22 protein-coding genes and 1 pseudogene are annotated in these 25637 nt (G+C 46.5%); 10 read left to right on the top strand and 13 right to left on the bottom strand.

The features are described 5' to 3' along the window. Window positions 1–1345 (top strand): ATP-binding protein (locus ACEW8S_RS02255; protein WP_373516561.1); only part of this gene is annotated, 1345 nt, incomplete at its 5' end. A gap of 79 nt (window positions 1346–1424) precedes the next feature. Here ACEW8S_RS02255 and ACEW8S_RS02260 read toward each other — a convergent pair. The 4 genes from ACEW8S_RS02260 to ACEW8S_RS02275 all read right to left on the bottom strand — a co-directional run bounded on the left by ACEW8S_RS02260 (window position 1425) and on the right by ACEW8S_RS02275 (window position 4164). Then, window positions 1425–2657 carry a cation:proton antiporter gene (locus ACEW8S_RS02260; protein ID WP_373516562.1) on the bottom strand — a complete coding sequence of 411 codons (1233 nt, stop codon included), beginning with the start codon at window positions 2655–2657 and terminating at the stop codon, window positions 1425–1427. A gap of 220 nt (window positions 2658–2877) precedes the next feature. Further along, the gene (locus tag ACEW8S_RS02265) at window positions 2878–3498 is read right to left on the bottom strand and encodes a DUF1989 domain-containing protein (protein WP_373516563.1); all 621 of its coding nucleotides are present in this window, start codon (window positions 3496–3498) and stop codon (window positions 2878–2880) included. A 1-nt stretch (window position 3499) separates the two neighbouring features. Beyond that, a complete protein-coding gene (locus ACEW8S_RS02270; RefSeq protein ID WP_373516564.1) occupies window positions 3500–3805 on the bottom strand; it encodes a YqcI/YcgG family protein in 306 nt (101 codons plus the stop codon). 80 nt (window positions 3806–3885) lie between these two features. After that, window positions 3886–4164, bottom strand: a complete 279-nt coding sequence (locus tag ACEW8S_RS02275; RefSeq protein WP_373516565.1) for a hypothetical protein — start codon at window positions 4162–4164, stop codon at window positions 3886–3888. Window positions 4165–4552: 388 nt separating this feature from the next. Here ACEW8S_RS02275 and ACEW8S_RS02280 point away from each other — a divergent pair, with 388 nt between their 5' ends. Beyond that, the gene (locus tag ACEW8S_RS02280) at window positions 4553–6010 is read left to right on the top strand and encodes a glycoside hydrolase family 130 protein (protein WP_373516566.1); all 1458 of its coding nucleotides are present in this window, start codon (window positions 4553–4555) and stop codon (window positions 6008–6010) included. 86 nt (window positions 6011–6096) lie between these two features. Here ACEW8S_RS02280 and ACEW8S_RS02285 read toward each other — a convergent pair whose 3' ends face one another. The 8 genes and pseudogenes from ACEW8S_RS02285 to ACEW8S_RS02320 form a co-directional block, all read right to left on the bottom strand. Next, window positions 6097–7104, bottom strand: a complete 1008-nt coding sequence (locus ACEW8S_RS02285; RefSeq protein ID WP_373516567.1) for a glycosyltransferase family 4 protein — start codon at window positions 7102–7104, stop codon at window positions 6097–6099. After that, a complete protein-coding gene (locus ACEW8S_RS02290; protein ID WP_373516568.1) occupies window positions 7101–9437 on the bottom strand; it encodes a glycosyltransferase in 2337 nt (778 codons plus the stop codon). Before ACEW8S_RS02290 ends, ACEW8S_RS02285 begins: the two co-directional genes overlap by 4 nt. Window positions 9438–9666: 229 nt before the next feature. Then, window positions 9667–10152: a ferritin-like domain-containing protein gene (locus tag ACEW8S_RS02295; protein WP_373516569.1), complete on the bottom strand. Its 486-nt coding sequence runs from the start codon at window positions 10150–10152 to the stop codon at window positions 9667–9669. 117 nt (window positions 10153–10269) lie between these two features. Then, window positions 10270–12402, bottom strand: a complete 2133-nt coding sequence (locus ACEW8S_RS02300) for a catalase (RefSeq protein WP_373516570.1) — start codon at window positions 12400–12402, stop codon at window positions 10270–10272. A gap of 83 nt (window positions 12403–12485) precedes the next feature. Beyond that, window positions 12486–12623 carry a hypothetical protein gene (locus tag ACEW8S_RS02305; protein WP_373516571.1) on the bottom strand — a complete coding sequence of 46 codons (138 nt, stop codon included), beginning with the start codon at window positions 12621–12623 and terminating at the stop codon, window positions 12486–12488. 599 nt (window positions 12624–13222) lie between these two features. Then, the gene (locus ACEW8S_RS02310) at window positions 13223–13399 is read right to left on the bottom strand and encodes a hypothetical protein (protein WP_373516572.1); all 177 of its coding nucleotides are present in this window, start codon (window positions 13397–13399) and stop codon (window positions 13223–13225) included. Window positions 13400–13423: 24 nt separating this feature from the next. Further along, window positions 13424–13855: pseudogene (locus tag ACEW8S_RS02315) on the bottom strand (SDR family oxidoreductase); the annotation flags it as partial. Between the two features lie 55 nt (window positions 13856–13910). Beyond that, entirely contained in the window at window positions 13911–14930 is a 1020-nt protein-coding gene (locus tag ACEW8S_RS02320) for a hypothetical protein (RefSeq protein ID WP_373516573.1), read from the bottom strand. A gap of 336 nt (window positions 14931–15266) precedes the next feature. On the opposite strand from ACEW8S_RS02320, the gene ACEW8S_RS02325 reads away from it, so the two are divergent. The 5 genes from ACEW8S_RS02325 to ACEW8S_RS02345 all read left to right on the top strand — a co-directional run bounded on the left by ACEW8S_RS02325 (window position 15267) and on the right by ACEW8S_RS02345 (window position 17504). Continuing rightward, the gene (locus ACEW8S_RS02325) at window positions 15267–15842 is read left to right on the top strand and encodes a helix-turn-helix domain-containing protein (protein WP_373516574.1); all 576 of its coding nucleotides are present in this window, start codon (window positions 15267–15269) and stop codon (window positions 15840–15842) included. Window positions 15843–15848: 6 nt separating this feature from the next. Continuing rightward, complete coding sequence (locus ACEW8S_RS02330) at window positions 15849–16295, top strand: response regulator (RefSeq protein WP_373516575.1); 447 nt, start codon at window positions 15849–15851, stop codon at window positions 16293–16295. A 264-nt stretch (window positions 16296–16559) separates the two neighbouring features. Continuing rightward, entirely contained in the window at window positions 16560–16712 is a 153-nt protein-coding gene (locus ACEW8S_RS02335; RefSeq protein WP_373516576.1) for a YqaE/Pmp3 family membrane protein, read from the top strand. Window positions 16713–16912: 200 nt separating this feature from the next. Continuing rightward, on the top strand, window positions 16913–17164 hold the full coding sequence (locus ACEW8S_RS02340; protein ID WP_373516577.1) for a hypothetical protein: 252 nt from the start codon (window positions 16913–16915) through the stop codon (window positions 17162–17164). Between the two features lie 4 nt (window positions 17165–17168). Beyond that, a complete protein-coding gene (locus ACEW8S_RS02345; protein ID WP_373516578.1) occupies window positions 17169–17504 on the top strand; it encodes a helix-turn-helix transcriptional regulator in 336 nt (111 codons plus the stop codon). 107 nt (window positions 17505–17611) lie between these two features. On the opposite strand, the gene ACEW8S_RS02350 is transcribed toward ACEW8S_RS02345, so the two are convergent. Continuing rightward, window positions 17612–17755, bottom strand: a complete 144-nt coding sequence (locus ACEW8S_RS02350; protein WP_373516579.1) for a hypothetical protein — start codon at window positions 17753–17755, stop codon at window positions 17612–17614. A 272-nt stretch (window positions 17756–18027) separates the two neighbouring features. Here ACEW8S_RS02350 and ACEW8S_RS02355 point away from each other — a divergent pair, with 272 nt between their 5' ends. The 3 genes from ACEW8S_RS02355 to ACEW8S_RS02365 all read left to right on the top strand — a co-directional run bounded on the left by ACEW8S_RS02355 (window position 18028) and on the right by ACEW8S_RS02365 (window position 25580). Continuing rightward, complete coding sequence (locus tag ACEW8S_RS02355) at window positions 18028–22026, top strand: response regulator (protein ID WP_373516580.1); 3999 nt, start codon at window positions 18028–18030, stop codon at window positions 22024–22026. Window positions 22027–22397: 371 nt separating this feature from the next. Beyond that, a complete protein-coding gene (locus ACEW8S_RS02360) occupies window positions 22398–23396 on the top strand; it encodes a carboxypeptidase-like regulatory domain-containing protein (protein ID WP_373516581.1) in 999 nt (332 codons plus the stop codon). A 63-nt stretch (window positions 23397–23459) separates the two neighbouring features. Beyond that, window positions 23460–25580, top strand: a complete 2121-nt coding sequence (locus ACEW8S_RS02365) for an IPT/TIG domain-containing protein (RefSeq protein ID WP_373516582.1) — start codon at window positions 23460–23462, stop codon at window positions 25578–25580. The last annotated feature ends 57 nt before the right edge of the window (window positions 25581–25637 follow it).

Here is a 25637-nt window from a genome sequence, read left to right on the forward strand (position 1 = left end):
GGAACTCGAACAGGCCCGGGAAGACATGGGCCGCATCAGCGAAGACCAAGAGACTTCCAACGAAGAACTACAGAGCGCCAACGAAGAACTGCTGAGCGGCAACGAAGAGATGCAGAGCCTGAACGAAGAACTGGAGACCTCGAAAGAAGAACTGCAATCGACCAATGAAGAGCTTATCATCGTCAATCGCGAGCTAATGGAGAAACAGCGCGAGCTGAACCGTACCCTGAACTATCTCGAGGCCATCATTGCCAACCTGCGTGAACCCCTTCTCGTGCTGGAAAGCGGTTATCGGGTGCAGATCGCCAACGCGGCCTTCTACAAAAAATTCGATGTGGTCGAGGCCCAAATCGAGGGCAAGTCCTTTTTCGACATGCAGCAGCAGCTGTGGAACAATTATCAACTGCGCAACCTTTTACATAAAGTGCTTCCCGAAAAAGAACGGGTCGTTGACGAAGAGATTATCATCGATTTCCCTTCGGGAAAGCAAAAGTCGTTTATTTTCAATGCCCAGGAAATCGTACACAATACGGATTCCGAAAAGCTGATCCTGTTGTCCATGGAAGACATTACCGAAAGAAAGATGACGGACGGCTACAAAAAAATTATTGCCGAGCTGAAGAAGACCAATGAGCAATTAGACCGGTACGTACATGTGGCCAGCCATGACCTGCAAGAGCCGCTGCGGAAAATCATGATCTTTTCGGATCTTTTATTGAACGGAAAAGACAACCTTCTGGAGAATAATGCCACCCTAAAAAAAATAGCATCTTCGGCGGAGCGCATGTCCGGCCTGATCAAAGGGCTGCTCGACTACTCCCGCGTGGCACACCATGGTGAACTGTTCGAGCCGACTGATCTCAGTAAGATTACGAGGGAAATTATGACCGATTTCGAACTGCTTATAAAAGAAAAACAGGCCAAGGTCGATATCGGGCAGCTGCCGGAAATAGAGGCCATACCCATTCAGATGAACCAGTTGCTGGGCAACCTGATCGGCAATGCGCTCAAGTTTTCTAACGAGGGCGTGGCACCGATAGTCAAGGTGTCGTCACGCGCCTTTGCAAGAAAGGATATTGCGAAGTATCCGGCGCTTTCGCCCAAGATGGACTATTGTGAGATCATTATAAGCGATAACGGCATCGGTTTCAACCCCAAATACCAAGAGCAGATATTCCTTATCTTCCAACGCCTGCGCGAATCGCGCAACCAGAAGGGCAGTGGTATCGGCCTCTCGCTCGTCAAAAAAATCGTCGAGAACCACCATGGGGCCATCTATACGGTTTCGGAAGAGGGCCAAGGCGCCACATTTCATGTGATATTGCCTGTTGAACAACCTAGATAGGGCAGGTTGCGAAAGAGAGAATGTGTCTTGATAGGCCCTATTTTGTTCTTGAGGTCGGCGAGGCACTGTGTAATAAACTTCAACTAATTTCTTTTTGTTTCTTAAAGATATAGGGAGCACTGATACCATGCACCACGATCGAGGTCAGCATGACCACCCCCACAATACTGTAGAGCATACTGCTATCTTCATAGTCCCCGATTTCAATCAAGGCCCATGCCAGATAGAACAGGGACCCGATACCGCGGATCCCGAAAAAACTGACCATCAACTTTTCCCGTATGGAAATAGGATGCCCGATCAAGCTTACAAGACCTGCGATCGGTCGAACGACAAAGATGCCGAGCAGTGCATATAGCAACCCGTCCCATCCAGAGATGCTCAGCAGGCCGTTCATAATGCTGCCTCCGAAAAGCAATATCCATATGACCAACAACAGCCTTTCGAACTCATCCACAAAATTATGTAATTTCTCCTTGTAGCCTTGTCGTATATGATCACTGTTCTTCAAGACCAGACCGGACACGAATACGGCAAGAAAACCGTAGCCGTGCACCAGCTCCGTAATCGAATAGACGCTGATGGCCAGGGCAAAGGCCAGAAGTCCGTCGTGGGTGATAATGTCGAACCGGTCGCAGAGCCATTTGTGGGCTATTAGTACGCCCTTTGAAAATATAAATCCGAAGAGTACGCCTAAACTTACACGTAGCAGAAAATCGTCCCAGAACCAGAGGGAAAGATCAAACGCTTCCCATGAACCGGCCTGTATGACCATTACCCCCAGCACGGTAAACGGAAAGGCCAGACCATCGTTAAGTCCCGCTTCGGCGGTAAGGGCGAATTCCGATTCCAGGCCTTCGCCATTCTGTTCCTCGATATTTTCAAGCTGCACCTCTGCGGCCAGCACGGGATCGGTCGGGGCCAGAACGGCCGCCAACAGCAGGGCGCTCATCAAGGATAATCCCAAAAGTTCCGTGCCCAGAAAGTAAAAACCGATCATGGTCAGGGGCATGGCTATAACGATAAAACGAAACGGAATGCGCCAGAATTTCAAATTTTCGTGTTTCGGAATTTTCAGGCCCGCGGCCATCAGGGAGATGACCACGATGACCTCGCTAAGGGTCTTGATCTTGGAATTCGACCAGAAAGGATCCGGCCATTGGATCGGAAAGCCTGCCAGAAATAAGAGTACTCCGATACTCAATAAAATCACGGGGTAAGAAATACGGATTTTGTTCGAGATGGCCGGTAGCCAGGCCATAAGCAAGAAGATGATTCCGATCCCCGCTAAAATCAGTAAATGGTCTTTCATAAAAATAATCTTGGGTGGATACTATTTTCTAGTACCTTACCAAATGGCGCAAAGGTCGCCCTCGGTGAGATGGGTCTTTTTTAAGTTTTCGTGCAGGATGTTTTCGCCGTCCATTACCAACAGGGGGTCGTTGTGGAAACAACGATAGACCAAAACTCACCTGTAATAGGTATTCCATAATAATCTTCTTCCATGGTATTGATTTTTTAAAGGCGCGACACTAGCTTTTCTGCCGCATCTGGTTTTCTTTTGTAAATTCCTCCAAGGTCAGCACCTGATAATCGATGGGTTTCAGGGTGCCGTTGTTCGTCTTTTCGGCGGAGCATGTGGTCAGGGCGATGACCATATCCATGTGCGCTCTAAACACTATTTGATCGCCGGCCTTGGCCTGGGGCCTTTTTACTTGTATTTTGCCTTCCTTGTTGACATCCACTTTCATAAAAATGTTGAACGCCGTGGGAATGGTATGCGCCTCGACGCCGTAATCTTTTAAGCTTTCGTACAGATTGTTCCGGCAGCTGGGATGCTCGGTCACGTTGTCATATAGTTTTTTGAACGTATCGGGGCAACAGGGCGCCAATAGAAAATCGTGCCGGCCGCAGGTGTCAAGTACGATTTCTAGCATCTCTTTGCTTTTATTGCTGTACAGGATGTTGCCGGTGGTCAGATAGATGCTCTCTTCGTAATCGAAGGTCTTGCCGTTGCTCAAAACCTCGGTCATATCGTTGTGCCGGTAGGCCATAAGGTCGGCGACCTGCTCGCCTTCGGGGCAGACTACTTTTAGATAGTCTCCCTTCTTTATTTCAAAACCTGTTCCGGATTGTGGTTCTATTGTATTCATTTTAGTTATGTTTAAAGGGACAGACCCATGTATCGGTTACATTTCTACCGGAATATTGCCGGGCTTCCAGATCTTTTCCGTGGTCTGGGAGCATAGGGTTGATCGAACCTTGAAATTCCATTTCGTTCTGCCGGATGGCATTTTTCATAATTTCATAACGTCCTTTTTTACGGAGCTGTTCGAACTGGCTGTGCAAATTGAACGCAATGGCCGGTACGTGAAACCGCCGAGCCTTTCTGCTGGCTTTGGGGTGAAGGCCTACCAAAAAAAAAGGCATCGCCACCAAAACTATCGGAGAAGTCTTCATTCATCCTCCGGGAATACCGCAATGTAGCTGAGCTACTGACTTTTGCTCTCCTTGGCCGACTGCAGGTATTCGAACAGTGCCTATGCCAAATTTGAAACGGTATCGGCATCCGCCATAATTCCGAAAACGCCCATACGGATTTGCTTACTATTGACGGAGGCCTGTGCCCCGATAGAGGGGTAGCCGCCCTGCCCTATAAAATCGGTCAGGGCGTTCAAATGTCGGGACACCAGATCGGTGGCTTCCCCTTCATCATGGGTGCCCACGTCGAAAAAGGCGTTCGCATGCGCCGGACGGTCGAACGGATTGGAGAGTATATCGGTGTCGCTCTTCAATTCAAGAATATTTGTCACTTTCATTATCATCATTATTGGCATTCTAGCCATGCGCGCAAGGTACGGGCGGATCACGTTCTTGAAGTTCGATAACAGAACAAATCGTAACCCTAAAGGAATTATCCGGCGATGGATGAAATTGCCGGGGCCTAGGATTGGCATTTATAGGACTCATGGAATAGCTATTCCTAATCGATTTTGAACCTCTGCAACCGGTATACCACGCCTAAGAACTTTACCTTGTTAAAAGACCGAATTCCAAGAATGTGGTCTTTTTTCATATCTTGCATGCAATAATTTGGTCTTCTACTCCGTTCCGGAATTGAAATAAGCTTATTTTTAATGCAGGCAATTTTCGATTTTCCCCAAAATGTATTTCAGCAACTAATTCAGCGCACCAAACCCTCAAAATATGCACGTTTCAGTCCAACGAAAAGATATTCAATTTTTACCCGATAGCAGTAGGGTCGTCGCCCGGTTCTTTAACAATGGCGAAAAGCGTACCCACGAACTGATCAAACGGGTCGTCGCTTTGAATGAGGACGAGGTACATCGGGTGTTGGAACATACGTTGCGGGAGTTTGCAGGCCGCCACCGGAATATTTCCCAAATATTTCTCAACCATTTCAAAAACCATAAGAAACTCATAGAAAATTTGGAAATGGACGCTAGTAGTTTTACCCATGAAGAAAAACTGCTGATCGGCTCGTATGCGACGATGGAATATTCCATAGAGTCGGCTGCGATGTTCAATCCCTCTATTATAGAGGATTTCGACCAATCCTTTTTGGCGAAGGGTGAAAAGCGGGTGATCATTTCTTTTAGGGCCACGGGCGAGGGACATTTATCGTCCATCGTTTTTCGTCGGGGTATCCTCGATGCCAACAACGATTTTCATCCGAACAAAACCCGAAACCATATCGATATGGCCAAGATCGTCCGGAAAAAATCCTACGATAAAGGGCGGTTCGTTCAAAAGTTGCAGGAGATGAAAATATCGCCACGGTATTCAAGAACGATTATGGACGATTTACCGGACCATTTTGAATATCATGAATTGAAAGCAGCGGTAGATAAGGTATTGGGCAATGGTATCAGCAACGATAACCGTTTGGCTCTCGAAGAGATGACCTGGTTGGTCGATTCGTATTACGATATCGAGTTCAGTCGGGATTCCGATATTTCCGAACGTGTCATTTTTCCGATTTCCCCATCGGAAAGCAAAGGCATCGAAGACGCCAGGTTCGTGCGGTTTACCGAAGACGATGGTTCGACGAAGATATATGCAACTTATACCGCCTACGATGGCCATACCATTTTGCCAAAATTATTATCAACGGAAGATTTTAGCACGTTCCGTATAATGCCCATGCACGGCAAGGCGGCACAGAACAAGAATTTTGCCCTTTTCCCAAAAAAGATCAACGGAAAATATGCGGTACTAGCCAGAGTGGACGGCGTAAACAACTACCTGATGTATTCCGATCGCAACACGCTCTGGAACGAGGCAATCAAAATACAGGAGCCAAAACATCCGTGGGAATTTACCCAAATAGGAAATTGCGGCGCACCGCTCTGGACGGAAGAAGGCTGGTTGGTCATCACCCACGGCGTCGGCCCCATGCGCCGCTACTGTATCGGGGCATCCCTGTTCGATCTAGACGATCCCACCACGGAAATCGGAAGATTGTCGCAACCCCTGCTTTCGCCCTTGGAGGAAGAGCGCGAGGGCTATGTGCCCAACGTAGTCTATTCCTGCGGGTCGATGATCAATAACGGGAGTCTGGTCTTGCCCTATGCGGTGTCGGACTATTCGTCTTCCTACGCCACTGTGGAAATGGATGAACTGATGCAGGCCTTAAAGAAATAGGAAGGTTACTGTTGGTTTAGAGTTGATCAATGGCCATTGGTAATCCGTAAAACCCATGTGCCCAGTATACTATTCTTTAATTTTTTTTATGCAATAACATCCTTATAAACTTCAATATATTCCGCTACCATGTTATCGATACTAAATTTCTCCATAGCATACGCCCGGCAATAGTTGGGATCCAGTTCGTTCAGTCGCTGTACTACTTCAACAGCTTCCGAGACCGTATCGACCAAAAAACCGGTGTTACCATCTTCGATGAGTTCGGGCATACTTCCCCTGTTAAAGGCGATTACGGGCGTGCCGCACATCATGGCCTCCGCAACGCTCAACCCAAAGGGTTCGTCGAACAAAATGGGATGCAATAGGGCCTTGGCATTTCCCAAGAGTTCGTTTCCTTCGGTCGGGCCTACATTTCCCAAATAGATGACGTTCTCACCGTCGATGCGAGGTTCGATAGCACTGCTGTAATACTCTTGGTCTTGGACCAGTCCCGCTATCTTGAGGGGATATCCCGTCTTTTTCGCAATTCCGATAGCCTCTAGCGTTCCCTTATCGGGATGGATCCTTCCATAGAACAGCAAATAATTTTCCTTGTGATTGTTCAATTGGAATTTTGTGGAATCGATACCGTGGTAAATGGTACGGTGATAATCCAGATCGGGATGCCGGTCCGCATTCGAGATCGAAATATAGGTCGATGTGGGATTGTACTTTTTATACACTGGAATGATCTGTTCCGAAGAAAAACCATGGATGGTCGTGACCATCGGGGTATCGATCAGCCGGGAATAGGTCAGGGGAAGAAAGTCGTAATGGTTGTGGATGATATCAAAATTTTCCGCCTTTTCCATCAAATTACCGATGTGCAGACTTTCCCAGACCTTGGGGTCGATTGTATCGTCCTCCCCGTAGGGCTTTGGACAGATGGCCTCCAGGGTTCCGGAGGTCTGCGAGTCGCCGGTGGCGAACAGGCTTACATCATGGCCCTTGGCCACCAATCCCTCCGCAATGGTGGAGGCAACTTGTTCCCAAGGTCCATATTGCCGTGGGGGCGTACGCCAGGCGATGGGCGACAATAGGGCGATTTTCATGAAAGGTCGAAATTTTCGAAGGCCATCCGTGCCAAGAGATAGCTGATGGTCGATTCCGCGCCTTGGTTCAGGTTGACGTTGTGCCGTTCAAGCCCGTCGTAACATCCGCCCGTACAGGGGTTGTAGATGGTCTGGTGTAGTGGATTTTTGCCCAAAAACCAGGCAAACGCAGTTTCCATGAGCGTATCATATCCCTCTTGGGGGAAAATCTTGTGGAAAAGGCGCAGGGCCAAAATGGTGTAGGCTACATCGATGGGCTGCTCCCCGCCCTGGAACCCGTCATCCAATTTTGCGTCGCGCATATGCCAGTCCCTATTTGAAATGACCCGGATCATATCGCCATCAAAAATTTTGGACAGCAGAAAATCGAAGGATCTCTTCGCTACCTTGCGATATCCCGGATGCAGGGTCATCACATAGGCCATCAGCATCGACTGGGGCAGCACGCTGTTGCCATAGGTCAGATAGCCCTCGAACCAGTGCCAATCTTCGTCAGATTCGCTATCGTATTGGGCCTTCAATCGATCGGCATATTTCTCGACGACCGTATTGATACATTCCCTTCCTTCCGATTGATTGTAAAAATAGAGTCCCTTGATGATAAAGGCCGTAGCGCGCGGCGAACGGAAATCGTCCACCGCCTGTAAGGCATGTTGGAAAACGAATTTGGCCTTTTCAATGATATGTTGGTATTTTCCAGGGAAACGGTCCGAAATGGAAAGCAGATAGCCTAGGGCCCATAAGGCCCGACCGCACGCATCCTCTAGATTGACGCTGCCGTTTTGGTCCGTAAACCGCTGTTCCTTGTCCACATAGTTCAAAAATGTGCCATCCGGACGAAAACAGGAAAAGACAAAATCGAAATAGGTCTTTATATAGGGCAGGTCCGCGCCGTTCCCGGTCAATTCGTAATGTTGGCACATTGCGACCAAGGCCCGGGCATTGTCGTCCAAAGTATAGCCGCTTTCGATATCGGGATGGTTGATTTTCGAAAATTGGATAACGCCCATGTCGGTAGTCATCCTTTTGAGATGTTTCAGGTCGATCGGCGGTTTTTTGTATTGTAAGGGCAACGACCCCTGCAAGACGTTTTCAAAAATCCTCGCATGGGCGATGGCCGAATTTTCCCAGGCCGTAGCGGAAGCGGTACGCATTCCGTCGAGACTCATTTTGGCACGGGCCTTATCATCCTCCAACAGATCGATGACCGCGTGTTGCAATTGGTGGGAGTCCTCAAAATCGAAGAGGACTCCGGCACCGTTCTGCAGGACTTCGAGCGCATGGGGAATCGGCGTCGATATTACGGGACACCCGCAACCCAGGGCATAGGCAAAGGTACCGCTGACAGCCTGGTTGCGGTCTTTCGAGGTAAAGAGGTAAATATCGGTCAATTGCAGATATTCCAATAGATCATCGAGTGGCACAAATTCATCGATAAAGCGGATGTGATCGACCAGGCCCAGCGTCTCGACCTTTTCTTCCAGGAAGTGCCTGTACCCCTCCCCTTTTTCTTTCACTAGGGTGGGGTGCGTTTTACCTATGATCAAAAATATAACTTCGGGATGCCGATCGATAATCTCGGGAAGTGCATCCAAGCTGGTCTCTATGCTTTTGCCCGGCCCAAGCAATCCAAAAGTGGAAAGTACCGTTCTTCCCTCCAGACCATATCTTTCCTTTAAGTTGTCTTTATCCTCATATTCGATCAAATGGGTGCCATGGGCGACGACGCTTATCTTGTCGGGAGAGATATCGTACTGCTTGGTCAACACATCGGCGGAAGTGCGGGTCATCACGATAATTGCGGCGGAACGGGAAGCGATCGTGGATACCTTCTGTTTCAATTCGGGGGTCGGATCGGGCAGAACCGTGTGAAAGGTGACTACGACCGGTTTATCCAAATATTCCAAAAATTCATGGAACGAATGCCCGTTATTTTGAAAAAGTCCGAATTCATGCTGTATCATGACCAGCCCAACTTTGCGGTCGGCATTGATACGATAGGCCGCTTGCAGAAAATCGAGGGCGGAATCGGTGTTCAGGGTCTCCGCTATCACCTCGGGATACCGATGCTTGGAGGTTCCCGATTCCAAGGGTACGGTTGTCAATTTGAAAGCCTCCCCGAAGGTATCGGTAAGCGCCCGTTCCAGATCCTTGGAATACGTGGCGATGCCACACTCCCGGGGCGGGTACGAGGTCAGGCACACAATTTCGGTCAGGTCCCTCTCGTTGGATACCAACTTTTTGAGCTGGTGAACAATGTTGGGCTGCGGCAGATGTTTTGAAGGCTTTGTCCGCTTTTTGGGCTTATTATCGGTCGTCGTTCCTTTTTCCATAGTCTTTTTCATTTAGGTTCGTCAATAAGGGGTCAAGGCAAGCCGGAAATATATCGGACTTGATATTTTTATGGATACCGAAGATAGAGAAATTGTTGAAGTAGGATGGTTTTTATCGGGTTAATTGATGACCCATTAGGGTTCGGCATCTGTCAATCTTTCGATAAAGAAAAAGCACCCGTTATCGGGGTGCTTTCGTGACATGGGATAAGGTGCCAATACTATTCGCTTATGCCTTGGCCTTTTTGTTGAGGCGCCCCTCTGCCAGCTTGTCCAGCTTGTTGTCGGCATCGTACTCCTCGTCCAACGTTTTCTGGAGTTTTTTGGCTATGTCCGAATGACCGAGTTCTTTGGCAAAGCGTACGGCCGTACCGTAACCGGAAATTTCATAGTGTTCGACGCGCTGGGCCTCGGCGATAAGGCCGGCGTCCATCACCTCATCGGTTTCCGCTTCGTCGATAAAACCTTCGGCCTCTTTGATCAGCCCTTCCATGGCCTTACATTTTTCCCCGCCCGGTTTGATATCGAGTTCGTCGCAGATTTCCTTTAATCTGGTTTTTTGCTGCTTGGTTTCCTCCAAATGGTCCGTAAAGGCTTTCTGTAATTTGGAATCGGAAGCATTTTCCGCCATTTTCGGCAAGGCCGCTATCAATTGTGTTTCCGCGCTGTAAAGATCTTTTATTTGGTGTTCGAAAAGTTCCTGTAAATTTTTCATGATAGGTATTCTTTTTTGAAGTTAATAATTCCATCTAAAGTAGTCGGGAATCCGGTGATGTACGGTGCCAATCGGACTAAAAATTAGCTGTATCGCTTATAAAGTGGGAAGCTTAGCTTAAACCGGTATTTTGTTGGCCTCTTCCATACGCTCCCAATTCCGGTGTTGGGCAATGGCCTTGACAAAGTCCTTGGGATCCGCATTGATGCAAATGGCCGCGTCGCCGTCCTTAAAGTCCTTTACATAAGTCTTATCCAACAATTTTTCCGCTTCGCCGTCCGCTGCTATGGCCTTGCAGTGTTTGAGGGCTTCGTTGATAAATTTTTGGAACTTGGCATTTTCCAGAAGCGCATCGATGGAGGCCTGCCCTCCGGGAATGTAAACCGCGTCGTACAGAACACTTTCGGTGGTTTCGATGGCGGCATCCACTTCATGTTCCATATCGGTATCACATGTAATGGTGTCCCCATGGGGCGCAACGATTTTGACCATGGCATTCTCTTTTTCCAAAGCAGCTTTCATAGGTTTGAAATCATCCATACTGAATCCGTCACCGGCCAGCACAGCTATCTGACGGGTGGCGATGGTCTCGAATTTGGTATTGGCCTGACTCAGCGCTGGCGACTCGTCTAAATAATTCTTTTTGGCCCCGGGCTGAAAGGCCTCCACATCGGCGTCGGCGCCGATGGCCTGATTGATAGGTCGCTCGATTTCACTAGGGACTTTCAGCCCTATATTTTTGGCGACTTTTTCGGCCAGATCTTCATCGATCTGCGCCACCATCCACAGCATGCGCTTTTGAATGTGTTCGTGCTTACACTTGCCGAGTTCAAAGGAATAGGCCGCCGCCACATGGCTTTTTTCCCAAACGGCCAGGCTTCTATAGAAAAGGGCGGGCTGGGAAAAAAAGTCGACAAAACTTTCACTACGGGTACGGACTTTTTTCGCATCGATACGTTCTTCATAGGAGGAGAAGGCGCCATCCGCTACTTTGGACAGATGCGGACAACCACCGCCCAAGGTATTCGGGAAATAGGCCGTTTGTCCTTTGGGAATGTTCATCTGCATGTGCCCATCGCGCTGGTTATGGTGCGTTTCCACCAAAGGCCTGTTAATGGGAATCTGATGGAAATTGGTACTGCCCAATCGCGAAGTTTGGGTATCGCGGTACGAAAAGATACGCCCCTGCAATAACGGATCGTTCGAAAAGTCGATGCCCGGTACGATATTACCGGGCAAGAAGGCGACCTGTTCGGTTTCTGCAAAAAAGTTTTCGGGATTCCGGTTTAGCGTCATTTTACCGATGATTTTTACGGGCACCATTTCCTCGGGCACCAGCTTGGTGGCATCCAACAGGTCGAAATCGAATTTGTGCTCGTCCGCTTCGGGAATGATCTGTAGACCTAATTCCCATTCTGGGAACTGTCCCGACTCGATAGCGTCCCAAAGGTCGCGCCGGTGGAAATCGGAATCCGCACCGCTAATTTTTACCGCCTCGTCCCAAGTGACGGAATGTACGCCCAAAACGGGCTTCCAATGGAATTTCACGAAATGCGCCTCGCCCTTGTCGTTTATCAAGCGGTAGGAATGGATGCCAAAACCCTCCATCATTCTCAAACTTCTGGGGATGCCCCTATCGCTCATCACCCAGATGTGGTTGTGCAGGGTTTCCGGCGTCAACGATATAAAGTCGTAAAAAGTGTCGTGCGCGGAGGCCGCCTGCGGAATTTCGTTGTTCGGCTCCGGCTTTACGGCATGGATCAGGTCGGGAAACTTCATGGCATCTTGGATAAAGAAGATCGGCATGTTGTTGCCGACCAGATCCCAGGTACCCTCCTCGGTATAGAATTTCACGGCGAACCCCCGAACGTCCCTGGCCAGGTCCGTAGAACCCTTTGAGCCTGCGACGGTCGAGAACCGCACAAAAACGGGGGTCGTCCGTTCGGTATCCGTGAAAATACCGGCCTTTGAAAATTCGGGAATGCTATCGTAGAGTTCAAAATAACCATGTGCGCCGCTGCCCCGGGCATGTACGATGCGCTCTGGAATACGTTCATGGTCGAAGCTCGTGATTTTCTCCCGAAGCAAAAAATCCTCCAACAGGGTCGAGCCCCGGGGTCCCGCTTTTAATGAATTGTTCGTGTCGTTGACCTTGAGTCCTTGACGCGTGGTCAACGGTTTCCCTTCGGGATCCATTTGATACTTTTTTAAGTCTTTTGTCTTTGCGGTTTCCTGCTTTTTGTTGCCCATAGCTTGTAGTGTTTCATTAGAAATTGTCGATGAAATTTTTGTTCAAGAATAAATTCATACTTTAAGAATATTCCAAGTCCACTCTACTTCTTGAGCTTCTTTTGCTTTCTTTCCTTAAGATATCTGAAGCCCAGATAAGCAAATTGGGCGCCGACCAGTGCCAAGGTAAACTTGCGGCCCTTGACCAGTGCCGCGGCGATTCCTAATAATTTTGATTTCATAGTATTTGAGTTTTATGGGAGGGTTATGGATCTTCGACAGTGTTGGTCCTATTTACTTAGTGCTATTCACTCGGTTTCCATTTTTTCTTTTATCTGGCCCATGATTTTCTAATTTTATGATTAAGGAATCGAAAGCTAGTTTTATATTACAATACCCATCGGCTCTAGTGCGTCAATTTTTGACCCAAAAGCAAACGCACTGGAACCCTCTACTATTTGCCATGCCTGATTTTTACTTTTCATGCCTTCCGAGCGAGTTGGCATAGGCGCCCGATATATCTATTTTGTTTGCATTTGTTCGCAGTTCAAATTTCAACCAAGACCCGGTTATCGAACCGACTGCCATCCATCAAGAGGTATTGCCTTACCTAAAACGTCCGTCCGTCATAGCCTTGGGCCAATTAGGCCATTGATCCCTATGGAAGCACCTAGAAAACTGGCCCGGCAGATTAAAAGAATTCGCAAATTCGCACCTTCGAATAGGAATCCGAAGAATACCGAGAGAGAAAGACTATGATAGTTAGAAAATCATCGAAAGGATTAGAGTCGTTCATGGAATTTTAAACGCTGATAATGTTTAGCGGCGCGACAGTATACGCCTATAGTAAGAGAAAAAATCCGACAATCGCCAACAACATTACAATGGCAATAATCGTAACTAGGGGAAATCTTGACCCCGAAGAATTCGTTGTCTGATTTCGTACACCGATTCCATCCTTTTGCTTGGTATCGACCGGGGAACTATCGTTTGCAGTCCATTTTGTTTCCTTCTCCATTGTGAATAATTTTGGTTAACGCTGTTATTCCGTTGGCATAATAAACACATCGTTTATGTTCTCCCGTGCCGGCTGTGCCAGGGCATAATGAATAGCCTCGGCGACATCCTCGGCCTCCAAGAAAGTCATTTTTTGCATTTCCTTCATTTCCTCTTTAATATCTTCATCCGTTATGCTATCCATCAATTCCGTGGAGACCGCCTCGGGCTCGATCCAGGTAACGTTTATGCCGTACTTTGGTGCGAGTTCCTGGCGTAGTCCTTCCGAGAACATTTTAACTGCGGCCTTTGTGGCACAATAGACCGCCCCACCGGGAAAATAGTTGTGCGCCGCACTGGAAGACACGTTTATAATATGACCGCTCTTATTTTCGATAAGGGTAGGCAGTACCGCTGCAACTCCGTTGAGCACCCCTTTGATATTCACATCGACCATTTTATCCCATTCTTCCGTTTGGAAATCGTTGAAAAGTGGTGGAAGCTATCCTTTAGTTTGGAATTTTCTCTTGCGTTTACGTTTTTTTAATCCGTGCCTCCCTGAGCTTGGTATATTCCGGAGACCCTGTGGCTCCACCAAAGACACCCGCACCGGCACCTAAAAGGAAAACAATAAAAGCGATAAAGCTAAAAGTGGAAACCGCTTCGGCCGTCTTATCGGCAGCTACCACGGCTTTCTTTTTCGCCTTGGCATACAGATTTTCGGCCTTGGTGACCGCTTCCTGCACGTTTTTCTCCCATTTGTTGATCATGCCGTTGATCTCTTGATCGTCGAGTTCCGTGTTTTTGGTCAAATAGTCCTTCAAGGCGGCCTTGTCGAAAAAGTCCTTATCGCCGTCTACACTAACGTCCAAATCCCCATTATCGTCGATATCGAAGGAAACATCGTTGAAAAAGCTTTCCAGATTGTCTTCTAGGTTAAGCTGTTTGAAATCTTTTTTTGACTCTTGTAAGAGGTCGCGTGCCTCTGCAGAGGCGTCTTCCGGCAGCACGTTAAAGCGTTCCCCGGCATTGATGGCCTTGAACACCTGTTTTTTAATGCCTTCGTACGAGGTCTGTGCTTTGTCCTGTGCCTGATTTTTGGCATCGTCCAACTGTACGGTTATCTGTTTGGAGTTGTCTCCACCGAAAAGTCCGGATGCCGCCCCGGCAATTCCGTTGACGATTCCGCCAATGGAAGAGGACACAAAATATACGGTAACGAGGGAATACAATGCCCAGGCCAAAAAGCCGTGCAAAGCCCCGTCAACGTTAGAGGGCAGCCCCGACATACGCGCCGCGACCATGCCGCCTATAAAAAGGGCCGCAAAATTGGAAACGGCCCACCAAATGGCGGTACCCGTACCCAGACCGTCTAATGGATCAGCCTCTGACAGGGGATCAATGGTTGCCAGGCCTATGCCCAGGCCCAAAATATTTAATAAAAAAGCTACGGCCAATGCCGTGATTGCGCCCGCGACAATTGCGCCCCATGATATTCGGGACAGCCTTCCACCACCTTCGTTTTCGTTAAATTTGTTAACTACTGGTTCCATAATCATTTATTTGAGTGTTCAATTGTTTTTCTTGACCGGTTTTTCGGTTTATTCAGATGACCGATTCTTTTTTCAGGTAACAAACATTTACGCATAAACGTTTTACCCATACCTTGGTGGCGAAATTAGGACGCTAGCCAACATTCCTTTAAGGGTAATGGATTATTTTTTGACCCTAAAGCCATTCTGGGTAAATTCCCTAATGTTTTTTTAGGCTTATTTAAAGGATTGAATGAGTTACTGTGTTTTTGTCAAAAATCCTATTTTACGCAATAGTATGTTTGGGGTGTCACGAATACCCTATTCTATTCTTAAACAACCATGCCTTAAATAAATATGAATATATATGTCAAATTCGATGTCAACGCCATCTGCAAGCAGGTGCTCAAAAAACAATTGGATAGCTTCGGACTGGAGTATACACTATCCGGCATTGGGGAGGTCAAGTTAACGGACGACCTCTCTAAAGATAAAGAACAGGAACTCGCCGACGCGCTAGAGAACGTAGGCATATTTATTGTAGACGATACCAAGGCCAAACTCGCACATCAGGTCAAGGAAACCATCATTCACATGATATATAATGACAAAGAGGCCCATCGCTATAAGACATCGACTTATTTGGCCGGGAAACTGAACTATTCGTATACCCATCTTTCCAATGTTTTTTCGCAGACCACTTTGGTTTCCATTGAAAATTTTATCATCCTGACCAAGATCGATTATGCCAAAAAATTGATTATCGAAAATAAACTTTCGTTTTCCGAGATTGCCCATAAACTGAATTACAGTAGCTCTTCACATCTTTCGGCCCAGTTCAAGAAAACCACAGGATTGACTCCTTCCAACTTTCAGAGATTGGTCAGAAAAAGGAAGGAACGGCGTATAGTCCTCGAAAAATCCGTAATATAAATCTGAATGAGCGAGAATACCTTATATATTGCCTTGGCCGATGACGATGCAGATGATCGTTTGCTTTTTAGAAATGCCATGGAAAACCTAAGGATCAATACCGAGCTATCCATTTTCAACAACGGGCAAGAGCTGATAGATTACTTGAATTCGCCAAATCATCGGTTGCCCGAATTGATATTCCTAGATTTGAACATGCCGGTCAAAACCGGGATGGAATGTCTGAAGGAAATCAGGGGCGATTCTATCTTTAGCGATATAACCATAGCTATCTATTCCACCTCCTCTTCCGAGCGGGATATTGATGAAACCTTTATCAGCGGGGCTAACGTCTATATCAGCAAGCCCAATAATTTCGATAAACTAAAGGAGGCCATTGCCAAGGTTATAGAAATGAACTGGCAGTATCATACCTCTAGGCTCGCCAAGGAAAATTTTCTATTGCGGATATGAACCCGGTGAATCGGAGGTATTAATTCGATCGCTTTGAACGGCAAGCCTGTCAATATCGAAAATGGGACGCCATTTACAATTTATCTTCCTTCTGATTACGTCCTTGGCATCCCCAAGAAATACCATAAACACTTTTAAGGTCAAGAATTTCACTTTTAAGGTCAACCGATGCGTCCATTTAAACGGAGCTTTGGCAAAAAACAATTATTAGCCGAGATTCAGTATTAATCTATGGGCCCATCGGGGTTCAATAAATAGTAATCTATGTCAATTTTAACTATTATTCTCAACATTCTTTTACCGCCTTTGGCCGTTTTTATGAAACATGGTGTCGGCACAACCTTGCTTATCAGCATCGTTTTGACCTTGATCGGATGGATTCCCGGGGTTATACATGCTTTTATTGTAAATGGATAAGCTAACTCAAACAGTAGGGTGTGCAACGCACCGATTGAAGACCGATGGTAACCCTTTCGGTTTTTTTATGGGCAAGAATCCGAAAATTATGATAGGCAAACCTGCAATTGTATAAGAGCAGGGCATGTCTTTTCCATGATATTTGTAGGCGTGAAAATAAACCTGTGTTCTTTTCTGAACATATCCAATCAAACAGCATTATGAAAGCAATAAAAGATGAATCGATATTAGCCCACCGGAACGGAAACACCACCATGGACAAAAAAAACGGATTGATCATAGCCACGATTGTTTTTATCGGTATAGGTAATCTGGTTCTGATATTTTCTGTTTTAGGTATTAATGGCCTGATTTCAGTGGCTTTGGTAACGGGTGGCCTATTTTTTATAGCTGTCGTTCTATTCCTATCGATTAAACCGTGGATCATGAATCACCAATGGTTGAAGTCTTAGGGAAATGGAAATGATAAAAGATTTGTCGGAATTCATACAGAACTTTCCGGATCGGGAATATACCATTAAATCCGTCCGTTTACGATCAGGACTCTCATCGGCCAAATTGCAGGAGGGCTTCAAGGCTATACACGGCATGACCATAACACATTACATCAGACACATTCGAATGTTGGCCCCGGAACATCTCATAAAAACGACCGATCTGAACATTTATGAAATTGTTTACAGTATCGCCCTGACCAGTAGAAGTTATTTTTCCAAAATATTCAAGAACAAATACAATTGCAGTCCGAAGTCGTATCAAGAACATCAAGGTGCCTCCGCAATGGCCGTGTAACGACCATTTTATAAATTAGCAACAGAAAAAAACCGGTTTCGAGCCGTTTTTTTTGAAGGACAATGTTGATAGAATTTGTGAGAAAAGGCCTAATGTAAAGGCTTTATTCAGGCATTGTCCCTTGGCTGATGTTTCTCCTGTCGTTGCTTTTCCTGATAATTTATCTTTTTGCCGTCCGTTTCTTTGTGATTAATGGCCTTTTCGCCGATGCTCTGTTTTCCTTTCTCGATTTTGTTTTTGTCTTTTTCCATGGTGCTTTGTATTAGATTTTACGATTTTTAAAGATAGGCATTTGCAGTATTTAGCGAATTCTTTAATTGACGCAAAAGAACTTTTCTATGACCTTAAACGAAGTTGGTTTGAGTACCGGGGGCATTAAACGCCGATTTATGTTTGCCTTAACAGCGCCTAATCTCTTACAATTTGGAACTACAGTGTTAGCGATACAACTTCATTCTTAAGTATCATTGTTGGCGTATTGGTAATTAAAAATTAAGTATCTTGTATAGTTAATATTTTGGAGATGAAACACTTGCTTCTCCCCCCTTTATTATTTCTCACTTCCTTGCTGTGCTCGCAGTCTAAGGTAGATAGTATCGAATTGGGAAATCCCTATATCCAAAATTATGGGCCTGACGATTACCAAGGCCACATGCAAAACTGGGCCATCACACAAGACAACTACGGGTTTATCTACGCCAGTAATGGCGATGGAATCCTTCAGTATGACGGAGAGTCTTGGAGGTTCATACCCCTTGCCGGTTCCAATGCGGTGCGGACAATTGCTGTTGATGCGAACAACGTTAAGTGGGTAGGGGCCGATCGGGAATTAGGCTATCTGGAACCTGATTCATTGGGTTTTCTCCAATTTAAATCCCTGAAGAACAAGATTCCACCGACCCATCCATTAACTGCAAGTGTATGGAACGTATTCGCAGTCCGCGATGGCATTGTGTTCCGGGGTGGAGACACCATTTATCTTTGGAAAAACGATAATTTTCAAATTGTTCCGAATTCGGAAAGGATACATACGGGATTTCAGGTCGGTGAGGACCTATTTTTTAGATTGTACGATAAAGGGTTGTATCAATTAATCGACAATTCGCTCCAATTAATTCCCGATGGCGATATTTTCAAGGATCTGCGTGTTTACTCGATGCTTCCATTTGAGGACCATAGCCTACTGCTGGGCACAAGGGATGCGGGCCTATTTCTCTATGATGGAACTTCGGTCAAAAGGTTTCATAGCGAAATAGACGATTACATCGTAAATAATCGCCTACACAATGGAATACGATTACCCGATTCGACCTATGCCTTCGCCACCTTACGGGGCGGCCTGATTTTTATGGATAAAAACGGTAATGAGATCAGGACCTTAACGGTAAAGAACGGCTTGCTCAACGACGAGGTCTATGGTATCTGCCTCGATAATAGAAATGGGTTATGGTTGTCCCTCCAAACGGGAATTTCCTATATCGAACACTTGCAGCCCTACACTTTTTTTGACGAAAAATTAGGAATTGAAGGAACGGTAGATGCCATTATTAGGCATAAGGGCACATTGTATGTAGCAACCTATGCCGGTCTTTTTAGAGGGGAATTTTCGTCGATCGCCGGATCCTATAAATTTGTCCGCATAGAAACGATAAACAGTGGCTGCACGTCATTGTTGTCGGCTGAATCATCGCTAATCGTTCTTACGGATGACGGAACGCTGCTTATAAAAGATGATGCCGTAAAAAAGATAAACAACATAAAGGGAGTTGTCTCATACCGATCCCAAATGGATCCCAGCAGAATATTCATCGGGCACAAAGAAGGGCTTTCAACCCTGTACTTTTCTCAGGGTGAATGGCAAAATGAAAGCCACTTTCCCCAAATCCATGAAGAGCCTATATCCGTTACCGAAGATAAAAACGGGATGCTTTGGTTGGGGACGCGGTTAGAAGGGACCCTTGGGATCGAGTTTTCCGAAGCCCTCGATACGATATGGAGCGGAGAACCTGAAAACATGGTGATCCGTCGTTTCAACAAACAGAAGGGTTTGCCCGATGGATGGAACAAGGTCTACGCCCTCGATGGTCAGTTATGGGTTACCGCCAATTCCGAAATTGGACGGTTGTTCCTATTCGATCCCGGAAAAAAAACCTTTTTTAAACCGATGCAATTCGGAAAAAGATTTGGATTGGATTCCTTGGATGTGTATCCATTGGCCGTTCAAAGCGATGCTAGGCACATTTTACTCAAGTCAAACCCCCATAACGGAAAATCGTATAGATTTTCAGCTTTTAAGAATACCGAAACGAAAGAGTACACCGTAGAACAACTGCATGATGAACGATTTAAAGATAATGATGAGGTATTTTGGGACAGTAGGAATAGCCTATGGTTGGGTGCGGAGGAAGTTGTAAAGTACAATCTGAGTAAAGCGCCAACCCATAATCCCCCATTTAAAACCTATATTAGAAAAGTGCAGGTAGGGCAAGATTCCGTAATATTTGGTGGAATAGGCATCCAAGAAAAAAAGCCCATACTTGCCTATTCCAACAATGGATTGAGATTCCAATTTGCCACGCCCCTATTTGAGAACAGATCTGGCAACAGTTATCAGTATTTTCTAAAAGGTTTCGACAAAGAATGGTCCGGGTGGACCGTGGGCACACAAAAGGAATATACCAATATTTCCGAGGGCGATTACCAGTTTATGGTACGAGCCCATGATGTGTCTGGAAAAATAAGTGAGCCAGGTATTTTTGATTTTCAAATCCTTCCCCCATGGTACCGCACTTGGTGGGCCTATTTTTCATACATGCTGCTATTTATAAGTTTTCTTTGGATAATTCTCCGATGGCGTTCCCGACAGTTGAAGGCCAAAAACGAGGCCCTTGAAAAATTGATCATGTTACGGACTTCCGAAGTACAACATCAGGCGAACCAACTAAGGATTCAGGCGGAAAAGCTCCAGGAACTCGACAAGGCAAAATCGCGGTTCTTCGCTAACATCTCCCATGAGTTCCGTACCCCGCTTACCCTGATCAAAGGCCCTATAGAACAGTTGGAGCAGAACTTTACCGAAACATTGAACCTGGAAACCGTGAAGATGATACGGCGGAATGCCAACCGTTTGCTCAACATGGTCAACCAATTGTTGGCCCTTTCAAAAATCGATGAGGGCAGCCTGAAATTGGCACCCACCGAGGGCGATGTTTACAAATGCCTACGGGCCGCCGCATCATCCTTCAACTCCCACGCCGCACAGCGCGATATGGATTATCGGGTGCAGATTCCCCAGACCTTGCTCTGGGCTTCCTTTGATAGGGACAAATTGGAGAACATCGTCTATAATCTTTTGGGCAATGCCTTTAAGTTCACGGAGAACGGTTCGGAAATCGCCTTTAGTTCGGAATACACCGAATATGGCCTTCAAATTCAGGTATCCGACTCGGGAAAAGGAATTCCGGAGGAAATGCTCCCCTTTATCTTTGATCGCTTTTATCAGGTCGATACTGGCAATACGAAAGAAAAGGAAGGTTCGGGAATAGGACTTTCGCTCTCCAAGGACCTGGTTGAACTTATGGACGGTACCATTACCGTTTCCAGCGAAATGGGCAAGGGCGCTTTATTTACCGTACAATTGCCGATCCAAGAGATAAAGACACGATCTAGGAAAGCGGAGGTAATTGAGACTCTTGATAATTTCAAACTTAAAAACAAGCCTTTCGAGCTCAGCAAAACGGACAAAAGAATTGTACCGAATATTTTGTTGGTGGAGGACAACAGCGACATGCGGCATTTTATCAAGGCCTATCTCATAAAGTCATATAAGGTAAAGGAAGCGGTCAACGGGCAGATCGGACTGCAAAAAGCGATCGCCGACCCCCCGGATCTGATCATCACCGACCTCATGATGCCCAAAATGGACGGTATAGAACTCTGCAAAAAGCTAAAGACCGATGTGCATACCAGTCATATTCCAGTCATCATGTTGACCGCCAAGGCGGGTATGAAAAATAAGATCGAAGGTCTGGAAACGGGAGCCGATGATTATTTGACCAAGCCTTTTGATGGTAAGGAACTCTTAGTCAGAATCAAAAACCTGATTGGGCAGCGTCGGAAACTTAGGGAACTTTTTTCAAATAGGGAGGTCAATGTAGCACCGAAAAAAGTTACGGTAACTTCCATTGACCAAAAATTTCTGGAGCAACTACTGGAGCTGCTCGAAGCCCATTTTTCCGATCCAAACTTTGGCGTTCCCCAAATGCAAAAGGCACTGGCCATGAGCAAGACCCAATTGCACAGAAAATTGAAGGCCTTGACCAATGAGGCGCCAGGCGAGCTGCTGCGCAACTTCCGGCTGAAAAGGGCCGCGCAACTGCTAGCACAAAAGGCGGACAGCGTTACACAGATCGCCTACAAGGTGGGCTTTAACAATCTCTCCTATTTTGCCAAATGCTTTAAGGAACTGTATGGGGTGGCGCCTTCTTCGTATTGGGAACAGGAAACAAAACATAAAAGGTAAGACGAACAAAATTCAATTTCCAAAATTGGTTTAGGATTTTCGTTTTTCAAATCTCCAAACCAATACATCTTCAAATTTTCACATTAAACCTTTTATTACTGCCCGCCGCAACCGTCTGCGGCCCACTTTTCCCCAATTCATAATCCAATCCATTCCGTCCATCATGTATTGGATGCCATCTATCATCCGAACTGCGATTTTGTCCCTGATACTATACTGTTAGTATCTGGAACCTAGGTATTAGCGATTGTAAAATTACTAAACTAGTTTTGGGTTGTTGATTAAGGGCATACCGAATCCCCTAATTTTCGAAACTTAAAAATCCCCCTAAAAAAACGGATAAATAAGTATTTACCTAAAAACTAGAAATCATGGAAGCAACAAAAAACCTTGAAAATATCTCAAAGACCAAGATGGATAAACATGTAAATATCCTATTGTACTTAATGTGGGGTATCGCAACATGGTTAATAGCCATGGCCTTGATAAGTTGCAGCAAGGATGAACCCCAACAAGATCCAAATCTGCCCCAAGGTACCGGAACGGTAAAAGGAACGGTAAAAGATGAACAGGGGAATCCGTATCCCAGCGCATTGGTAAAAATCATCAATGGAAGCGACCAACTGGAAAGGGCCACCAATGCCGAAGGCTTTTACGAAAAAAAGACCGATGGCATCGGAACGTATGAGGTTACCCTTGTTCCTCCACTATCGACGGAAGTAGTCTCGGCAAATCCCGCCTCGGCCAATGTACAAGCCAACCAGTCGGCAACGGTCGATTTTGTGATCAAACCCAAAATCGTGGAAGCACACCTAAACTTTGGGAAGGTACAGTTGTTGGAAGAAATCGTGGACAAGGACGGCAATACACCCACGGATCCCAACGAACCCCTCTTCGCGAAAAATATTTTTGATGCTCCGGTAGGTCAGTTAAACGAGATCAAGGCTCCCGATGGCCATCAAGTGAGCTTATCCGAATTTCAAACGGCGAAAGGGAATCTACTGGTACATTGCAATGGCAATTCCTCGACCGTTGAGATTTCGTTGGAGGGCATGATTCCCAATGGTACATACACCTTTTGGCTGGCCTATCTCAACAAAACCAGAAAAGTGGGCGAGAGCATCGATTTCGCGAACGACTTTGTGAATTTTACCAATCCGCCTATCGGGCCTTCCAATGGTTCAGGCAATGCATTGGTGGCCGATGCCAATGGTAAGATCGAGGCTACACTTGAGCATACTTCCTGTATTCTTACCGATGAAGTTGCCCTTGTGATTCCAGTTCTCTACCATCTTAATGGAAAAACTTTTGGCGGCGGCCATGTGCCCGATGCCGAAGAAACGGTACAGATGCTGGTGTACTTTCAGTAGCCGTCATGCCGGGTCGATACAATCTTCTCCAAAACAAAATAACATATCCAAAAAATTAAGATCATGAAAACAAAAAGTAACAAAAACAAGCGTACTGTTTTGAGCACGATACATAAATTTATGGCAGCCACCTTATGCGTAATGGTGTTGGTAGGTTGTAGTAGAGATGATGGGCCGAACAAGGATCCGGATCCCGAACCAACTCCGGTCGCACCGACGATTTCGGCTATAGATCCGACTACTGGTGTAGCAGGCACCGAAGTCACAATAACCGGCAAGAACTTCAGCAGTACTGCCGGAGAGAATGCCGTTACCTTTAATGGTATGGCAAGTACTTTAAAGTCCGCCTCGGCAGCACAGATTGTAGCGGTAGTCCCACAAAATGCTACTACAGGTCCGGTAGCGGTTACCGTCAAGGGCAAAACGGCTTCGGGGCCATCGTTTACGGTAATCTCGGGCAACGCATTCGATTGTTCTAAAAACGAAATTACCGAAGATACGGTTTGGGAAGATGTGGAAACCGGCGATGCGGTAGATTACGTAGTACAGTGTGCCATTTCGGTAAGGGGGAATGCCTTGTTGACGATACAACCCGGGGTAATCATTGCCTTTGAGGGAGCCGAAAGTGGCATTTTCGCGATTGAAGGTGGGGGAATAAAAGCCATTGGTACCGAAGCCGATCCTATAAAATTAAAGGGTACCAACGAAATCAAAGGGGTGTGGAAGGGGATATATTTCGCTTCGAACCATCCCGAGAATAGGTTGGAAAACGTATCCGTAAGCCATGCCGGCCGAACAGCTTCCGGGCAATCGGGCGAAAATGGCGCGGTACAGCTCACCCGTGGTGATGAATCCGGGGCGGCCATTGTCAACTGTACTATTACCGATAATGACGGGTATGGGATTTTCGTCACCGACAAGGCCGATATTGACGAATTTTCGGGCAACACGATAACCAACAATGAAGGCTCCGCCATTGGTCTATATTTTAACCAACTAGGCATCTTGGATGGGGATTCCGACTATCAGGGCAACGGGAAGGATTATGTTGAAATCCGCGAAAACGACATTGAGGACGACGATGTTGCCATGGCTATGCTAAATGTGCCCTATCGCTTTGTGGAAAGCAAAAGGTATAACGTCAACAAAGCCTTGACCATCGATCCTGGCAGTGTTCTGGAGTTCACGAACGGTGCGGGGTTTCGGTTGGGGGAACAGGCAGCGGATTGTATTACGACCATGGGTTCATTGAATGCCACGGGTACCGAAGAAAGCCATATTACCTTCCGAGGGGTTACCGAAGGCAAGGGCACTTGGCTGGGGCTTGGGTTTAATTCTTCCAGTCCGAACAACAAGCTGATCTATTGCGATATTTCTGGCGGAGGCAGTGATAAAATCTACAATGGCTCCCAATTTTCGGCCAACATTGCCTTGCAATGCGAGAGCCGGGTAATTATCCAGCATACCTCGATAACCGATAGTGGCGCGTTCGGTATCTACATGGATGACCCTGATGCCCGATTGGAGGATTTTGAGGAAAACGCCCTGATCAACAACGAATTGGCACCTATCTTGATCCATTTACCACAGGTTGACCAGTTGGATACCGCATCCTCCTATGCGGAAGGAAATGGCAGGGCCTATATACAGGTATTCGGTCGGGCAATCAAGGATGCCGACCTTACCGTGGCCAAATTGGAAGTGCCCTACCGTATCGCACGGGATGAAGATGGACGGGTTACCTACGTGGAAAAGGCGTTGACCATTCTTCCAGGGGTGATCATGGAGTTCGAAACCGCGGCCGGAATCATATTGGGGAACCCAAGTTTCGATTGTACTCCACTTACGGGATCCCTGCATGCAGAAGGCACGGCCGAAGAATCGATTATTTTTAAGGGAGTCAGCGACGGCCAAGGCACCTGGCGCGGCATTGGCATCAACTCCAGTACCGCGGCCAATCTTTTGAAATATTGCGAAATTTCGGGAGGAGGTGCCAGCCAGATGTACAATGCAGGGGGACAGGGCAATATCGTCATCCATTGCCAAGGGGCGTTGACCCTTGAGAACAGTACGATTAAGGACAGTGGCGCCTGGGGTATTGACTTTGTACAAGGCGGAAATAGTTTGACGAATACCAACAATACCTTTGTCGATAACGCGGACGGCGATATAGCGCCGAATTAAAGGAATTTGGAAAATACCGGATATAAAAATGCCCGGATATTGGTATCAGGGCATTTT

The organism is Pricia sp. (assembly GCF_041745955.1).
Taxonomy (GTDB): Bacteria; Bacteroidota; Bacteroidia; order Flavobacteriales; family Flavobacteriaceae; genus Pricia.

What these genes read in the sequence shown, in the direction of transcription:
- ACEW8S_RS02260 (WP_373516562.1), bottom strand. Translation starts at nt 2,657, where the DNA reads ATGAAAGACCATTTACTGATTTTAGCGGGGATCGGAATCATCTTCTTG.
- ACEW8S_RS02265 (WP_373516563.1), bottom strand. Translation starts at nt 3,498, where the DNA reads ATGAATACAATAGAACCACAATCCGGAACAGGTTTTGAAATAAAGAAG.
- ACEW8S_RS02270 (WP_373516564.1), bottom strand. Translation starts at nt 3,805, where the DNA reads ATGAAGACTTCTCCGATAGTTTTGGTGGCGATGCCTTTTTTTTTGGTA.
- ACEW8S_RS02275 (WP_373516565.1), bottom strand. Translation starts at nt 4,164, where the DNA reads ATGAAAGTGACAAATATTCTTGAATTGAAGAGCGACACCGATATACTC.
- ACEW8S_RS02280 (WP_373516566.1), top strand. Translation starts at nt 4,553, where the DNA reads ATGCACGTTTCAGTCCAACGAAAAGATATTCAATTTTTACCCGATAGC.
- ACEW8S_RS02285 (WP_373516567.1), bottom strand. Translation starts at nt 7,104, where the DNA reads ATGAAAATCGCCCTATTGTCGCCCATCGCCTGGCGTACGCCCCCACGG.
- ACEW8S_RS02290 (WP_373516568.1), bottom strand. Translation starts at nt 9,437, where the DNA reads ATGGAAAAAGGAACGACGACCGATAATAAGCCCAAAAAGCGGACAAAG.
- ACEW8S_RS02295 (WP_373516569.1), bottom strand. Translation starts at nt 10,152, where the DNA reads ATGAAAAATTTACAGGAACTTTTCGAACACCAAATAAAAGATCTTTAC.
- ACEW8S_RS02300 (WP_373516570.1), bottom strand. Translation starts at nt 12,402, where the DNA reads ATGGGCAACAAAAAGCAGGAAACCGCAAAGACAAAAGACTTAAAAAAG.
- ACEW8S_RS02305 (WP_373516571.1), bottom strand. Translation starts at nt 12,623, where the DNA reads ATGAAATCAAAATTATTAGGAATCGCCGCGGCACTGGTCAAGGGCCGC.
- ACEW8S_RS02310 (WP_373516572.1), bottom strand. Translation starts at nt 13,399, where the DNA reads ATGGAGAAGGAAACAAAATGGACTGCAAACGATAGTTCCCCGGTCGAT.
- ACEW8S_RS02320 (WP_373516573.1), bottom strand. Translation starts at nt 14,930, where the DNA reads ATGGAACCAGTAGTTAACAAATTTAACGAAAACGAAGGTGGTGGAAGG.
- ACEW8S_RS02325 (WP_373516574.1), top strand. Translation starts at nt 15,267, where the DNA reads ATGAATATATATGTCAAATTCGATGTCAACGCCATCTGCAAGCAGGTG.
- ACEW8S_RS02330 (WP_373516575.1), top strand. Translation starts at nt 15,849, where the DNA reads ATGAGCGAGAATACCTTATATATTGCCTTGGCCGATGACGATGCAGAT.
- ACEW8S_RS02335 (WP_373516576.1), top strand. Translation starts at nt 16,560, where the DNA reads ATGTCAATTTTAACTATTATTCTCAACATTCTTTTACCGCCTTTGGCC.
- ACEW8S_RS02340 (WP_373516577.1), top strand. Translation starts at nt 16,913, where the DNA reads ATGAAAGCAATAAAAGATGAATCGATATTAGCCCACCGGAACGGAAAC.
- ACEW8S_RS02345 (WP_373516578.1), top strand. Translation starts at nt 17,169, where the DNA reads ATGGAAATGATAAAAGATTTGTCGGAATTCATACAGAACTTTCCGGAT.
- ACEW8S_RS02350 (WP_373516579.1), bottom strand. Translation starts at nt 17,755, where the DNA reads ATGGAAAAAGACAAAAACAAAATCGAGAAAGGAAAACAGAGCATCGGC.
- ACEW8S_RS02355 (WP_373516580.1), top strand. Translation starts at nt 18,028, where the DNA reads ATGAAACACTTGCTTCTCCCCCCTTTATTATTTCTCACTTCCTTGCTG.
- ACEW8S_RS02360 (WP_373516581.1), top strand. Translation starts at nt 22,398, where the DNA reads ATGGAAGCAACAAAAAACCTTGAAAATATCTCAAAGACCAAGATGGAT.
- ACEW8S_RS02365 (WP_373516582.1), top strand. Translation starts at nt 23,460, where the DNA reads ATGAAAACAAAAAGTAACAAAAACAAGCGTACTGTTTTGAGCACGATA.